8 protein-coding genes are annotated in these 14,148 nt (G+C 71.7%); 4 read left to right on the top strand and 4 right to left on the bottom strand.

Annotated elements, in window-relative coordinates; genetic code table 11:
- Positions 1-20: 20 nt before the first annotated feature.
- Together BMY89_RS25075 and BMY89_RS25070 are read right to left on the bottom strand one after the other, a co-directional pair.
- On the bottom strand, positions 21-674 hold the full coding sequence (locus tag BMY89_RS25075; protein WP_092382532.1) for an MBL fold metallo-hydrolase: 654 nt from the start codon (positions 672-674) through the stop codon (positions 21-23).
- Between the two features lie 6 nt (positions 675-680).
- Positions 681-1,397 carry a maleylpyruvate isomerase family mycothiol-dependent enzyme gene (locus tag BMY89_RS25070; RefSeq protein ID WP_092382531.1) on the bottom strand — a complete coding sequence of 239 codons (717 nt, stop codon included), beginning with the start codon at positions 1,395-1,397 and terminating at the stop codon, positions 681-683.
- A 259-nt stretch (positions 1,398-1,656) separates the two neighbouring features.
- Here BMY89_RS25070 and rsgA point away from each other — a divergent pair, with 259 nt between their 5' ends.
- From rsgA to BMY89_RS25055, 3 genes are all read left to right on the top strand, one after another.
- The gene (gene rsgA / locus BMY89_RS25065) at positions 1,657-2,685 is read left to right on the top strand and encodes a ribosome small subunit-dependent GTPase A (protein ID WP_092382530.1); all 1,029 of its coding nucleotides are present in this window, start codon (positions 1,657-1,659) and stop codon (positions 2,683-2,685) included.
- A gap of 327 nt (positions 2,686-3,012) precedes the next feature.
- A complete protein-coding gene (gene uvrA, locus BMY89_RS25060) occupies positions 3,013-5,955 on the top strand; it encodes an excinuclease ABC subunit UvrA (RefSeq protein WP_092382529.1) in 2,943 nt (980 codons plus the stop codon).
- A gap of 178 nt (positions 5,956-6,133) precedes the next feature.
- On the top strand, positions 6,134-6,616 hold the full coding sequence (locus tag BMY89_RS25055) for a Rieske (2Fe-2S) protein (protein WP_092382528.1): 483 nt from the start codon (positions 6,134-6,136) through the stop codon (positions 6,614-6,616).
- Between the two features lie 53 nt (positions 6,617-6,669).
- Here BMY89_RS25055 and BMY89_RS25050 read toward each other — a convergent pair whose 3' ends face one another.
- Positions 6,670-9,954 carry a penicillin acylase family protein gene (locus tag BMY89_RS25050; RefSeq protein WP_092382527.1) on the bottom strand — a complete coding sequence of 1,095 codons (3,285 nt, stop codon included), beginning with the start codon at positions 9,952-9,954 and terminating at the stop codon, positions 6,670-6,672.
- A gap of 239 nt (positions 9,955-10,193) precedes the next feature.
- Here BMY89_RS25050 and uvrC point away from each other — a divergent pair, with 239 nt between their 5' ends.
- Complete coding sequence (gene uvrC / locus BMY89_RS25045; protein WP_092382526.1) at positions 10,194-12,140, top strand: excinuclease ABC subunit UvrC; 1,947 nt, start codon at positions 10,194-10,196, stop codon at positions 12,138-12,140.
- A gap of 14 nt (positions 12,141-12,154) precedes the next feature.
- Here the strand turns inward: uvrC and recQ are convergent, their stop codons facing one another.
- Positions 12,155-14,047, bottom strand: a complete 1,893-nt coding sequence (gene recQ / locus BMY89_RS25040; protein WP_232521535.1) for a DNA helicase RecQ — start codon at positions 14,045-14,047, stop codon at positions 12,155-12,157.
- Positions 14,048-14,148: the final 101 nt, after the last annotated feature.

Genomic DNA, 14,148 nt, shown 5'->3' with positions numbered 1-14,148 from the left:
GACCGGTACGCCGGCCTCGGTCACCAGCCGCGAGACCGCCACTCGGCCAGGTGCGGGCGCTCCGCGCCGATCGTCGAGTCCCGGCCGTGCCCCGGGTAGAACCAGGTTTCGTCCGGCAGCCGGTCGAACAACTTGTGCTCGACGTCGTCGATGAGCGTGGCGAAGCGCTCCGGATCCTGGTCGGTGTTGCCGACCCCGCCCGGGAAAAGGCTGTCCCCGGTGAAGAGGTGCGGGCCGCCGGCCGGGTCGCGGTAGAGCAGCGCCACCGAACCCGGGGTGTGACCCTTGATGTGGATGACCTCCAGGGAGCAGTCGCCGACCGGCACGGTGTCGCCCTCCGCCAGGGTCTCCGCCTCGATCGGCAGCCCGTCCGCGTCGTCGGCGTGCACCAGTACCCGGGCGCCGGTCTTGGCCACCACCTCCTCCAGCCCCACCCAGTGGTCCATGTGCTGGTGCGTGGTGACCACCGCACGCAGCCCCGCGTCGGCGATCAGTTCCAGCAGGCGGGGAGCCTCGTTCGCCGCGTCGATCAGCACCTGCTCACCGGTGCCGTTGCAGCGCAGCAGGTACGCGTTGTTGTCCATCGGCCCGACCGACACCTTGGTGATGGTCAGCCGGTCGAGTTCGCGTACGGCCGGCGGGCCGCCGGGGGTGACATCTCCGCTGTAGGTCATGGCTCCCTAGATCCATTCGGGTGGGCGGGGCAGTTGACCGTCGGGGGTGACGGTCAGGGTGGTGCCGGCGTCGCGGCCGGTCAGCCAGGCGGCGAGCTCGGCCGCGGAACCGGCGACGACGGGTGCCCGGTCGCGGTCCCCGATCACCAGTTCGTGGCTGCTGCCGTCGAACCGCAGCACCATCGCGGGGGCGTCGTCGCGCTTGGCGAAACCGGAGGCGACCTCGTGTAGCAGTCGGTGGCCGAAGTTCGGGGACCAGTCCGCCAGCCGGTAGCCGGCGATCAGGTCGACATGGTGGATCTCCAACTCCCGCAGGCGACCCCAGACGAGCAGGGCCGCCGGCCAGGGACCACGTCGGGTCTCGACGGTGGCGGCCCACGCCGGCACCGGCATCGCGGCGACCGCCTCGGCGAACCGGTCCGCGCTGCGCCGCAGGTCGTCCAGCTGCTCCTCGGGCGGACGGAGGGCGCCGGCCTCGATGTCGGCGGTCCGGGCCGCGGCGCTGGCGTACATCGGGATCTGCTCGCCGGTCCGCGCCGAGGTGAGCAGGTTGACGAAGCCGTCGGCGTTGCGGGCCAGGTGGGCGAGCACGTGCCCGCGGCTCCAGCCCGGCAGCAGCGACGGTGCCCCGAGGTCGGCGGCGGCGAAGCCGGCCGCCGTCCGCAGCAGGCGCGCCGTGGCGTCGTCCACCTCACCGGTCAGCAGGAGGGGATCCATGGTCACGCCCCGACCCTAGTCGCCCGTGCCTGCCGCGTCGCTGGGGAATTCACTTCCGGTCCGGGACCCGCCCGGCCTACCGTCGGTGTCGTCGAACCCTTCTCAACCTCGACCGCAGCGCGTGCGTACCGCCTGGCGACCTCGCGGTCCGCCGGAGCGCAGGGGAGGTTGAAGGGTTCCGTTCGCGGCGCCGGAGCGGAGGAGGTGGTGGTCATGCCGGTCACCGCACCCGTGTATCACCCGCACCGACTCTGAGCGAGGAATCATGGCGATCACGCTGAGCGCCCTCGGTTGGGACACCGACCGGGCGGCCCATCTGCTACGTATCCGTACCGACCACCGTCCGGGCCGGGTGTCCCGGGTCGACCGTGGCGTCTGCACCGTGCTCACCGAGCACGGGCCGTTGCGCGCCTCCGTCGGTGGGGCCGTGCTGGCCTCCGCCGCGGGCGATCCCACCCGGCTGCCGTGCGCGGGCGACTGGGTGCTCCTGTGCTCCTGGCCCGACGCGCGGGTGACGGTGGAGGCGGTACTGCCCCGGCGGACCGCACTGATCCGGCGTACCGCCGGCAGGGACGCCGGTGGGCAGCTCCTGGCCGCCAACCTGGACGTCGCGGCGGTGGTGGAGCCGGTCCACCCCGCGCCCGACGCCGGCCGCATCGAGCGCCTGCTCGCCCTGGTCCACGAGTCGGGCGCCCGGCCGCTGGTGGTGCTGACCAAGACCGACCTGGCGGCCGACCCGGCGGCGATCGCGCGCCAGCTCACCGCTCTCGCGCCCGGCGTGCCGGTGCTGCCGGTCAGCGCCGAGCACGGCACCGGGCTGGACCCGCTGCGTGCGCAGGTGGGGCCGGGCCGGACGCTCGGCCTGCTCGGACCTTCCGGCGCCGGCAAGTCGAGCCTGGTCAACGCGCTCGCGTCAGCGGTGGTGATGCCCACCCAGGCGATCCGGCGGGTCGACGGCAAGGGCCGGCACACCACCACCTGGCGGTCGCTGGTGCCGCTGCCCGGTGGCGGTGCCGTGCTGGACACCCCAGGGGTCCGGGCCGTCGGTCTGCTGGACGGCTCGACCGGGCTCGACCGGGCCTTCGTCGACATCGCCGACCTTGCCACCGGCTGCCGCTACGGCGACTGCGGGCACGAGGCGGAGCCGGGCTGCGCGGTGCGGGAGGCGCTGGACGCCGGTGAGCTGACCGCCCGCCGTTTTCAGAGCTGGCGGCGGCTGCAACGCGAGGTCGCCCACGAGACCCGCCGCCGCGCCGCCCGCCCCACCCGCCGCACCCGCTCCCACCCCCACTGACCCCCCACCCCCTCACCCCACCCCCCACCTCACCCCCTCACGCCCACATTCCTGCCGCCGATCATGCAGTTGTGGTCGTCGATACGCCCCTTTCGGCCGTTTTGGAGCTGCCACAACTGCATGATCGGCGCGGTCGGGGGTGGGGGTGGTGCGGTCGGGGGGTGGGGCGGGGGCGGTGGGGGTGGGGTGGGGATGTGTGGGTGGGGGAAGTTGTCGTAGGGCGGGTCTACAGTTGCCGGGGCGCACTCTCCGCGCCGGCACAACCGCTGGGTTCATCCCAAAAGCGGACAGATCACCTCGTCATTCTCACCCGGGAGTACACGGACCGTGGCCGACCGTTTGATCATTCGTGGCGCGCGCGAGCACAACCTGCGTGACGTCAGTCTCGACCTGCCCCGGGACGCCCTGATCGTGTTCACCGGGCTGTCCGGGTCGGGCAAGTCCAGCCTGGCCTTCGACACGATCTTCGCCGAGGGGCAGCGCCGCTACGTCGAGTCGCTCTCGTCGTACGCCCGGCAGTTCCTCGGTCAGATGGACAAACCGGACGTCGATTTCATCGAGGGTCTGAGCCCCGCGGTCTCCATCGACCAGAAGTCGACCTCGCGCAACCCGCGCTCGACGGTCGGCACCATCACCGAGGTCTACGACTACCTCCGGCTGCTGTTCGCCCGGGTCGGTGAGCCGCACTGCCCGGTCTGTGGCGAGCGGATCTCCAAGCAGAGCCCGCAGCAGATCGTCGACCGGGTGCTCGCGATGGCCGAGGGGACCCGTTTCATGGTGCTCGCCCCGGTGGTGCGGGGCCGTAAGGGCGAGTACGTCGACCTGTTCGCCGAACTCCAGGCCAAGGGGTACGCGCGAGCCCGGGTCGACGGCGTGGTGCACCAGCTCACCGAGCCGCCGAAGCTCAAGAAGCAGGAGAAGCACACCATCGAGGTGGTGATCGACCGGCTCAGCGTGAAACCCAGCGCCAAACAGCGGCTGACCGACTCCGTCGAGGCGGCGTTGGGCCTCTCCGGTGGGCTGGTCCTGCTCGACTTCGTCGACCTGCCCGAGGACGGCCCCGACCGGGAGCGTCGTTACTCCGAGCACCTGGCCTGCCCCAACGACCACCCCCTCGCGATCGAGGATCTGGAGCCCCGGGTCTTCTCGTTCAACGCGCCCTACGGCGCCTGCCCGGAGTGCACCGGCCTCGGCACCAAGAAGGAGGTCGACCCGGAGCTGGTCGTGCCGGACCCGGAGCGCACCCTGCGCGAGGGGGCGATCCAGCCCTGGGCCACCGGGCACAACCTGGAGTACTTCCTCCGCCTGCTGGAGGCGCTCGGTGAGGCCGAGCACTTCGACATCGACACGCCCTGGCGGGCGTTGCCGGCCCGGGCGCAGAAGACCGTCCTGCACGGCTCCGACGACCAGGTGCACGTGCGCTACCGCAACAAGTACGGCCGGGAGCGCTCGTACTACACCGGCTTCGAGGGTGTGGTGCAGTGGATCGAGCGCCGGCACTCGGACACCGAGTCGGAGTGGTCCCGGGACAAGTACGAGGGCTACATGCGCGACGTGCCGTGCGCGGCCTGCGGTGGCGCTCGACTCAAGCCCGAGGTGCTGGCCGTCACCCTCGCCGGGCGCAGTATCGCGGAGGTCTGCAACCTGTCGGTCGGCGAGTGCGCCGACCTGCTCTCCGGCATCGAGCTGACCGACCGGCAGAAGCTGATCGCCGAGCGGGTGCTCAAGGAGATCAACGCCCGGCTGCGCTTCCTGCTCGACGTCGGGCTGGACTATCTCTCCCTCGACCGGCCGGCCGGCACCCTCTCCGGCGGCGAGGCGCAGCGCATCCGGCTGGCCACCCAGATCGGTTCCGGGCTGGTCGGCGTGCTCTACGTACTGGACGAGCCGTCGATCGGTCTGCACCAGCGCGACAACCACCGGCTGATCGAGACCCTGATCCGGCTGCGTGGGCTCGGTAACACGTTGATCGTGGTCGAGCACGACGAGGACACCATCCGCACCGCCGACTGGATCGTCGACATCGGCCCCGGGGCGGGGGAGCACGGCGGACAGATCGTGCACAGCGGCTCGGTGCCGGCGCTGCTGGAGAACCCGGAGTCGATGACCGGGGCGTACCTGTCGGGCCGCCGGGAGATTCCGACGCCGAACGAGCGCCGGCCGCACACCCCGGGGCGGGAGCTGGTGGTGCACGGCGCCCGCGAGCACAACCTGCGCAACCTGACCGTGAGCTTCCCGCTGGGCCAGTTGATCGCCGTCACCGGGGTCAGCGGCTCCGGCAAGTCGACCCTGGTCAACGACATCCTCTACGCCGTGCTGGCCAATCAGATCAACGGTGCCCGGCTGGTGCCCGGCCGGCACACCCGGGTCGCCGGGCTGGAGCACGTCGACAAGGTCGTCGGTGTCGACCAGTCGCCGATCGGCCGCACGCCGCGCTCCAACCCGGCCACCTACACCGGCGTCTGGGACCACGTCCGCAAGCTGTTCGCCGAGACCACCGAGGCCAAGGTCCGGGGGTACGGCCCGGGCCGGTTCTCGTTCAACGTCAAGGGCGGTCGCTGCGAGGCGTGCTCCGGCGACGGCACCATCAAGATCGAGATGAACTTCCTGCCCGACGTGTACGTCCCCTGCGAGGTCTGCAAGGGCGCCCGCTACAACCGGGAAACCCTCGAGGTGCACTACAAGGGCAAGACCGTCTCGGACGTGCTGGAGATGCCGATCGAGGAGGCGGCCGAGTTCTTCTCCGCCATCCCGGCCATCCACCGGCACCTCAGGACGCTGGTCGACGTGGGCCTGGGCTACGTCCGGCTGGGTCAGCCCGCGCCGACCCTGTCCGGCGGCGAGGCGCAGCGGGTCAAGCTCGCCTCCGAGTTGCAGAAGCGGTCCACCGGGCGGACGGTCTACGTGCTCGACGAGCCGACCACCGGCCTGCACTTCGAGGACATCCGCAAGCTGCTGCTGGTGCTGGAGGGGCTGGTCGACAAGGGCAACACGGTGATCACGATCGAGCACAACCTCGACGTGATCAAGACTGCCGACTGGCTGATCGACATGGGTCCCGAGGGCGGCCACCGGGGCGGTACCGTGCTCGCCGCCGGCAGCCCGGAAGAGGTCGCCGAGGTCGTCGAGAGCCACACCGGGCAGTTCCTGCGTACCGTGCTCAAGCTGGACGGATCCGCGAAGGGCGCGGCGGCGGCCACCGCCCGCGCGGCCAAGGCCAACGGCAGCAAGGCGCGCGGCGGCCGGAAGGTCACCGCCGGCGCGCGCTGACCTGGTGCCCACCACCCGGTGCTCGGCCGGTGCGTGGCGCGTCGGGGACCGGGACGGAGTAGCCGATCGGGTGAACCGCCAGGCAGAGTGGTGCGTGTAGGGGAAGGTAGCCACAGAACATGCACGGTGGTAGCCGACGAAAGAGGCGATGCATGAGCGAGCGCAGCGGAGGGCTGGCATGAGCGACGACCAGGTGCTGGCCGGGCCGGAGACGCGGACCCGCCGGGCCGTGCTGACGGGTGCGGGTGCGCTCGGCGCGGCGGTGGTCCTGGCCGGCTGCGGCGATGCGGACTCCGGCGACGGCGCGGCTCCGACCAGCGGTGGTCCGCAGGTCACCAACACCGGTGACGCCGGCGGTGGGGACCGTGAGGGCGCCCAGTCGTTGGCCAAGACCACCGACATCCCGGTCGGCGGCGGCGCGGTCTTCGCCGCCCAGGGCGTGGTGATCACCCAGCCGAGCCCGGGCGAGTTCAAGGGCTTCGACCCGGTCTGCACCCACCAGGGCTGCCCGGTGTCGAACGTCGACGGCGGCACCATCAACTGCACCTGCCACGGCAGCAAGTTCTCCATCGAGGACGGGTCGGTCAAGGCGGGCCCGGCCACCACGGGGTTGCCGGCCAAGGACGTCAAGGTCGACGGCGACCAGATCTCGCTGGCCTGAGTCGACACCCGGTCGCGGCCGGGACGGTAACGTCCCGGCCGCGACCGGCGACCTCACTGGGCGTACGCCGACATCTCCCAGAGCGAGAAGCCGTACGAGGTGCCCCGGGTCAGCCCGTACATCCGCACGTACCGGGCCTGCTGCGGGGCGAAGGCGACCACGTCGGTGCCGCCGTCGCCGGCCGTGGTCGACCAGACCTGTCGCCAGGTGCTCCCGTCGGAGGAGACCTCGACCCGGTACGACCGGGCGTACGCCGCCTCCCAGGCCAGCACCACCCGACCCACCGGCCGTACCGACCCCAGATCCACTCGGAGCCACTGGTTGTCCGACCAGGAGCTGGCCCACCGGGTGCCCAGGTCGCCGTCGACGGCGCGGGCCGCGCCGTTACCCAACTGGCTGCTGGAGGCGGTCGCCGTCCGGCCTGCCGCCAGGTTGGTCAGGTCGGCACCCCGTCGGGCGGGGAACGAGACCACCTGCTGGTAGGTGGGGCGGTTCTGCCAGGCGATGGTGGCGTGCTTGATGCCGCCCAGCGGTGACTGGATGATCGCGTCGGCGCACCACTGGTCGCCGGCGGCGCAGCTGGCGTCGCCCGGGTAGGTCTGCGCGGCCGGCGTCGTCGACGCCGTGCGGAGACTGTCGAGCAGGATCTGCCGGCAGGCACCGAGGTTCCCGTTGCCGCAGAAGGTGCGCCCGGGGCCACCGGCGACCGGATCACCCAGGACGGCGCGCAGATCCTTGTCGACGTAGCCCCACCAGCCGTACTGGAACGCCGAGCCCTTGTGGGTCTGTGCGCCGCTCGCCGACGACGGCAGGTTCGACACGTCGCCCTGCTGGTGCCCGGAGGGCGACTCGTTGACCTGCAGGGTGTTGACCAGGGACTGGTAGAGCTCCGCACCGAGGGGATCGCGGAACATGCCCCGCACCAGCAGCGGCCACCAGGCGTCGAAGGTCCGGATCGCCTCGGCGTGCTGGTACACCTTGCTGCCCTTGGTCGTCTCCACCCGCAGCGCGCCCGCCTGCCGCCAGGTCTTCAACCGACTGATCTCGGTGGCCAGGGCGCTGTCGGTGACCGGCTGGCTCTCCAGCACCCGGATCAGATCGTCGAGCACCTCGGCGCCGCGCAGGTCGGTCAGGCCGGCCCGCTGCACCAACTCGGTCAGCGAGGCCCGGTCGAACTTGCGGCCCGCCGCGAGGGCCGCCTTCACCGGCCGGTCCAGCAGGTCCCCCCGGTGCACGGCACCGAAGCTGAAGTTGCCGTCGGCGGCACCGAAGTCCTTGGCCTGCTTGTTGTTCCAGCTGATGTAGTAGTCCTGGTTGATCGACTGCGGGTGTGCCGAGGCCGGCGCGTACCGGGCGGTGCGGGTGTCCGGGTCGTAGTCCTGCCATTCGTAGGCCCGCTCGGCCTTCATCGGCAGGTTCGGGTTGGTGCCGGCGGCCCGCAGCGGGTTGAGGCCGGAGTTGAAGTACGCCGACTCGGTGGAGTTGACGTAGAACCAGTTGAAGGCGTAGTCGACGTTCTGCGCCGAGCTGAGGAACGCGGCGCCCGAGCCCATCTGGGTCGGGTCGTTGAACATCTGGAAGCCGATCGCGGAGTTGGCCTCCCGCCCGTAGGTGGAGCGCAGCTGGGTGAAGGCGTGTGGGACGCCGCCGACAGCGCCGCGCCAGGCCACCAGGCCCAGCCTGGTACGCCAGGCGACGAGCTTGTACGACCCGGCGGCGGTGCCGTCGGCGACGGTCGGGTTCCACCGGTTGACGTGCGACAGCTCCTCCATCGCCAGGCACTGGCCGCGGAACAGGTAGTGGTTGCTGGCCTGCGTCGGTGTGCCACCGCCGGGTACGCAGAGCGGCACCGCGTACGTGTCGGTGATGTCGTGGACGGAGGAGGTGGCGCTCCAGGCGTAGTCCTGTCCCCGGCCGAGCAGGACGTAGAGGTTGAGCCCGGCGAAGGCGGCCCCCCGGGCGCTGATTCCCGGGCCCTGTAGCTCCTGGACCATCAGCAGCTGCGGAGAGAAGTAGCCGGTCTGCGGCCCGAAGACGGCGATCGGGTGCCCGCTGGCGGAGTGCTCGGCGGAGATCACCGCCGCGTTGGACATGCCCCGGTGGGCCGGGTCGATCGTCAGCCCGGACAGCGCGGCGGCCAGTTCCGAGCCACTGTTCGAGGCGGGGGTCGCGGCGGCGGTGGCGGAGCCGGTGGGGTTGGTGAAGACCGGCTCGACCCGGGCGGAGCCGGCGTCGGGCAGCACCACGCTGGGGGCGTCGGGGGAGGCGTCGCCGGACGGGAAGCTCTGCCCGTCGTGCAGGGTCAGCACGGTCTCCGGGTCGTTCTGGCCCCGGAAACCGTTCCACACCCGGTCGCCCTCGACCGGGCCGTACTTGGCCCGGGCGGCGATGCGGACCAGTGCGGACTGCATCTCGGTGCCGCCGCCCCCGCCGAACAGACCGCCGACCACGCCGGCGATGGCGACCAGGTCGGTCATCACGAAGGGCTTCGGCCCACCGGCGTTGGTGATCGCGTCGAGGTGCCCGGTCAGCACGTACTCCCCGGGACAGTTGCGATTGGCCATGCAGGTGCGGATGTAGGCGTTCACCCCGGAGATGTACTCCTGCACGTCGGTGTAGAGCTGCTCACCGCGCGCCCCACCCTGCTGCCGCAGCGCCGCCACCTGGGCCACCAGGTCCGCCTCGGTGTACGGGGAGGTGCGCCAGACGCTCTGCTCAAGGGCGCGGTTGCCGGGGGCGCCGCCGGCGAAGGGGGTCAGGGTGCCCCGGCCGACATGGCGCAGCAGGTCCATGGTGAAGAGCCGGTCCTCGGCTCCGGCGTACCCGGCGCCGTACATGGTGCCGGCCCGGGTGGTGCCGGTGATGTGTGGGACGCCGGTGGCCCGGTCCCGCACGATGCGTACGTCCGAGCGCGGCGAGTAGTCGCGTTCCACCTGGCTGGGGGCGACCCCGAAGGAGGCGTCGTTGAAGAAGGTGCCGATGTGATCCTCGCGTAGCCCGGCGTAGCCGTAGACGAGGTCGGCGTACCTGTCGAGTTGGTCGGCGGAGTGCCGGGGGAGGGTGCCGAAGGCCTGGTTGCCCAGGATCTCGACAAGGGTGGCGTTGCCGTTCTGGCCGGGCGGCAGGATCTCCGCGCACTCGCCGAGGCAGTAGTCGTTGCCGGCGAAGGCGGTGGCGACGTTCGTCGAGCCGGTGGTGGCCGGCGCGCCGGTCGAGGCGGGCGTGGTGGTGGCGGTGGTGGCGGTGGCGGTGGCGGGGACGGCGACCAGGAGGGCGGCGACGGCGACGGCGGTCGTCGCGCCGGCGAGCAGCCGGCGGCTGGCGGTGTGACCGGACATGGCGCTCCTCTGTGGACGGGGGCCATTGGACGGGATCATTACATGAAGAACATTCGGTTACTGGATGGTAGGCTGCCGCGCTCGATATTGGAAGGTGTCTATCGAGACGCCGGACGAGCCGGCCGCAACCGCAGCCGGGCCGCAACCGCAGCCGGGCCGCGGCCGCAGCCGGGGCCGGGGCGGGTTCACCGACTCGGGTTGAGCTGGGGGTGTCGGGGGCGGCGACTAGGCTCGCCGGTGTGGCTGATCCGTCGACCTACCGTCCCGCGCCGGGCACGATCCCCGAGGCACCGGGGGTCTACCGCTTCCGTGACGGCACCGGGCGGGTCATCTACGTCGGCAAGGCGAAGAACCTGCGCAGCCGGCTCAACTCCTACTTCGCCGACCTCTGGGGGCTGCACCAGCGCACCCAGCAGATGGTCACCACGGCGGAGGCGGTGGACTGGGTCACCGTCGGCACCGAGGTCGAGGCGCTCCAGCTCGAATACACCTGGATCAAGCAGTACGACCCGAGGTTCAACGTCCGCTACCGCGACGACAAGTCGTACCCGTACCTCGCGGTTACCCTCGACGAGGAGTTTCCCCGGCTACAGGTGATGCGGGGCGCCAAGCGCAAGGGGGTGCGCTACTTCGGGCCGTACTCACACGCCTGGGCGATCCGCGAGACGCTCGACCTGCTGCTGCGGGTCTTCCCGGCGCGGACCTGCTCGGCCGGGGTGTTCAAGCGGGCCGGCCAGGTCGGCCGCCCGTGCCTGCTCGGCTACATCGGCAAGTGCTCGGCGCCCTGTGTCGGCAGCGTCACGGCGCAGCAGCACCGCGAGATCGTGGACGATTTCTGCGACTTCATGGCCGGGCGGACCGACAGCATGGTGCGCAAGCTGGAACGCGAGATGGCCGAGGCCAGCGCGGAGCTGGAGTTCGAGCGGGCGGCGCGGCTGCGCGACGACGTCGCCGCGCTGCGTCGGGCGATGGAGAAGCAGACAGTGGTGCTCGGCGACGGCACCGACGCCGATGTGGTCGCCTTCGCCGACGACCCGCTCGAAGCCGCCGTCCAGGTCTTCCACGTGCGGGGCGGCCGGGTGCGCGGCCAGCGCGGCTGGGTGGTGGAGAAGACCGAGGACCTGACCATGGGCGATCTGGTGCACCACTTCTGCACCCAGGTCTACGGTGGCGAGCAGGGCGAGGCCGACGTACCGCGCGAGCTGCTGGTGCCCGAGTTGCCGGCCGACGCCGACGCCCTGGCCGACTGGCTCTCCGCCCACCGGGGCGCGCGGGCGACGCTGCGGGTGCCCCAGCGCGGCGACAAGCGGGCCCTGCTGGAGACGGTCGAGCGCAACGCCAAGGACGCCCTGGCCCGGCACAAGCTCAAGCGGGCCGGCGACCTGACCACCCGCGGCAAGGCGCTCGACGAGATCACCGAGGCGCTCGGCCTGCGGACGGCGCCGCTGCGCATCGAGTGCTTCGACATCTCGCAGATCCAGGGCACCGACGTGGTGGCGAGCATGGTCGTCTTCGAGGACGGGCTGCCCCGCAAGAGCGAGTACCGCCGGTTCATCATCAGAGGCGCCACCGACGACCTCTCGGCGATGTCCGAGGTGCTGCGTCGCCGCTTCGCCCGCTACCTCGACGCCCGGGCCGAGACCGGCGAGGTCGGGGTGGAGTCCGCCGCGGAGGAGCCGGAGGTCGGCGTGCTGGTCGACCCGACCACGGGCCGGCCGCGCCGGTTCGCGTACCCGCCGCAGCTGGTGGTGGTCGACGGCGGTGCGCCGCAGGTGGCCGCCGCCGCCCAGGCGCTGGCCGAGCTGGGCATCGACGACGTGGCGCTGTGCGGGCTGGCCAAGCGGCTGGAGGAGGTCTGGCTGCCCGACGACGACTTCCCGGCCATCCTCCCGCGCACCTCGGAGGGGCTCTACCTGCTGCAACGGGTACGCGACGAGGCCCACCGGTTCGCCATCACCTTCCACCGCCAGCGTCGCTCGAAGCGGATGACCACCTCGGCACTGGACAGCGTCCCCGGCCTCGGCGAGATCCGCCGCAAGGCGCTGCTGCGCCACTTCGGCTCGCTCAAGCGCCTCTCGGCCGCCACCGTGGAGGAGATCACCGAGGTCCCCGGGGTGGGCCGCCGGACGGCCGAGGCAATCCTCGCCGCCCTCGACGGCGACGACAAGCAACCGTCCGTCGACTGACCGCCGCCCGCCACTCAGTCGGCGAGCACCCCGAGGAGCTGCTCGCCGTACTTGGCGAGTTTGTTCTCCCCGACGCCACTGATCCGGGACAGCTCCGCCAGCGACGACGGCGCGTCGGCGGCGATCTGCCGCAGCGTCGCGTCGTGGAAGATCACGTACGCGGGGAGGCCCTGTTCCTTCGCGGTCGCCGCCCGCCAGGCGCGCAGCCGCTCGAACGTGCCGGCCGCCTCCGCCGACAGCTCGGCGACCACCGTGGCCGCACCCCGGGGCTTGGCCACCTTCGCCGGGCGGGCCTGCTCGCGGCGCATCATCACGGTGCGCCGCCGGCCGAGCACCTCGGCGCTGCCGTCGGTCAGCGCCAGCGTGCCGTAGTCACCCTCGACGGCCAGCAGCCCCTCGGCGAGCAGTTGACGCACCACGCCGCGCCACTCTGTCTCGCTCAACTCGGTGCCGATGCCGAAGACGGTCAGCGAGTCGTGCCGGTGCTGCACGATCTTGTCGGTGCTGCGGCCCAGCAGGATGTCGACGCAGTGTCCGGCGCCGAATCGCTGGTTGCGCTCCCGGTCCAGCCGGAACACGGTGGAGAGCAGCTTCTGTGCCGCCACCGTGCCGTCCCACGACTCTGGTGGTGCCAGACAGGTGTCGCAGTTGCCGCAACTGCCGTCCAGCGCCTGGCCGAAGTAGTCGAGCAGCTGCACCCGGCGGCAGCGGACCGTCTCGCAGAGCGCCAGCATCGCGTCGAGGTGGGCGGCGAGGTTACGCCGGTGGGCCAGGTCGCCCTCCGACGTGTCGATCATCTTGCGCTGCTGCACCACGTCCTGCAGCCCGTACGCCAGCCAGGCGGTGGACGGCAGCCCGTCGCGGCCGGCCCGGCCGGTCTCCTGGTAGTAGCCCTCGACCGACTTCGGTAGATCGAGGTGGGCGACGAACCGGACGTCCGGCTTGTCGATGCCCATCCCGAAGGCGATCGTCGCCACCATCACCACCCCGTCGGCCCGCAGGAAACGCTGCTGGTTGGCGGCGCGGGTCGCCGCGTCCAGGCCGGCGTGGTAGGGCAGCGCGTCGACGCCGTTGGCGAGCAGGAACTCGGCCGTCTTGTCCACCGAGGCCCGGGACAGGCAGTAGACGATGCCGGCCTCGCCCGGGTGCTCATCGCGCAGCAGGGCGAGCAGCTGCTTGCGGGGCTCCCGCTTCGGCACGATCCGGTACTGGATGTTGGGCCGGTCGAAGCTGGCCACGAAGTGCCGCGCCTCGGTGAGCTTGAGCCGGGTGGCGATCTCGGCCCGGGTGGCGCTGGTCGCGGTGGCGGTCAGCGCGATCCTCGGCACCCCCGGCCAGCGCTCGTGCAGCATCGACAGGTTCAGGTAGTCCGGCCGGAAGTCGTGACCCCACTGCGACACGCAGTGCGCCTCGTCGATGGCGAACAGACCGATCCGGCCCCGGTCCAGCAGGCTCAGCGTGGCCCGGCTGGCCAACGCCTCCGGCGCGAGATAGAGCAGGTCGATCTCGCCGGCCACGAACTCCGCCTCGACCAGCCGGCGGGTGTCCAGATCCAGCGTCGAGTTGAGGAAGCCGGCCCGGACGCCGACCGCGGTCAGCGCGTCGACCTGGTCCTGCATCAGCGCGATCAGCGGTGAGACCACCACGGCCACGCCCTCGCGAACCAGCGCCGGGATCTGGTAACACAGCGACTTGCCGCCGCCGGTCGGCATCAGCACCAGCGCGTCGCCGCCGGCCACCACGTGGTCGATGACCTCGGCCTGGAAACCCCGGAAGGCGTCGTACCCGAAGACCCGCCGCAGCGTCTCCAGCGTGGCCGAACCTTCGCCAACCGGAGTCAGTTCGGTGGCCGGCGAGTCGGTGGCGGTGGTCAGGTCGACGGTGCTCACGTCGGCGGGGGAGGACATCCTGGGATTCTACGAGCCGCCCCCGACGGCCCCCCGACTCGAGCGGTCACCGGGCCCCGGTGTCGTCGCCCTCGCCCCGGCAGAGTCCGCCGAGTCCGGCC

The sequence above is a fragment of the Micromonospora phaseoli genome (genome assembly GCF_900109115.1).
In the GTDB taxonomy this organism is placed as follows: Bacteria; Actinomycetota; Actinomycetes; order Mycobacteriales; family Micromonosporaceae; genus Micromonospora; species Micromonospora phaseoli.
This window is presented reverse-complemented; position numbering and strand designations above follow the sequence as displayed.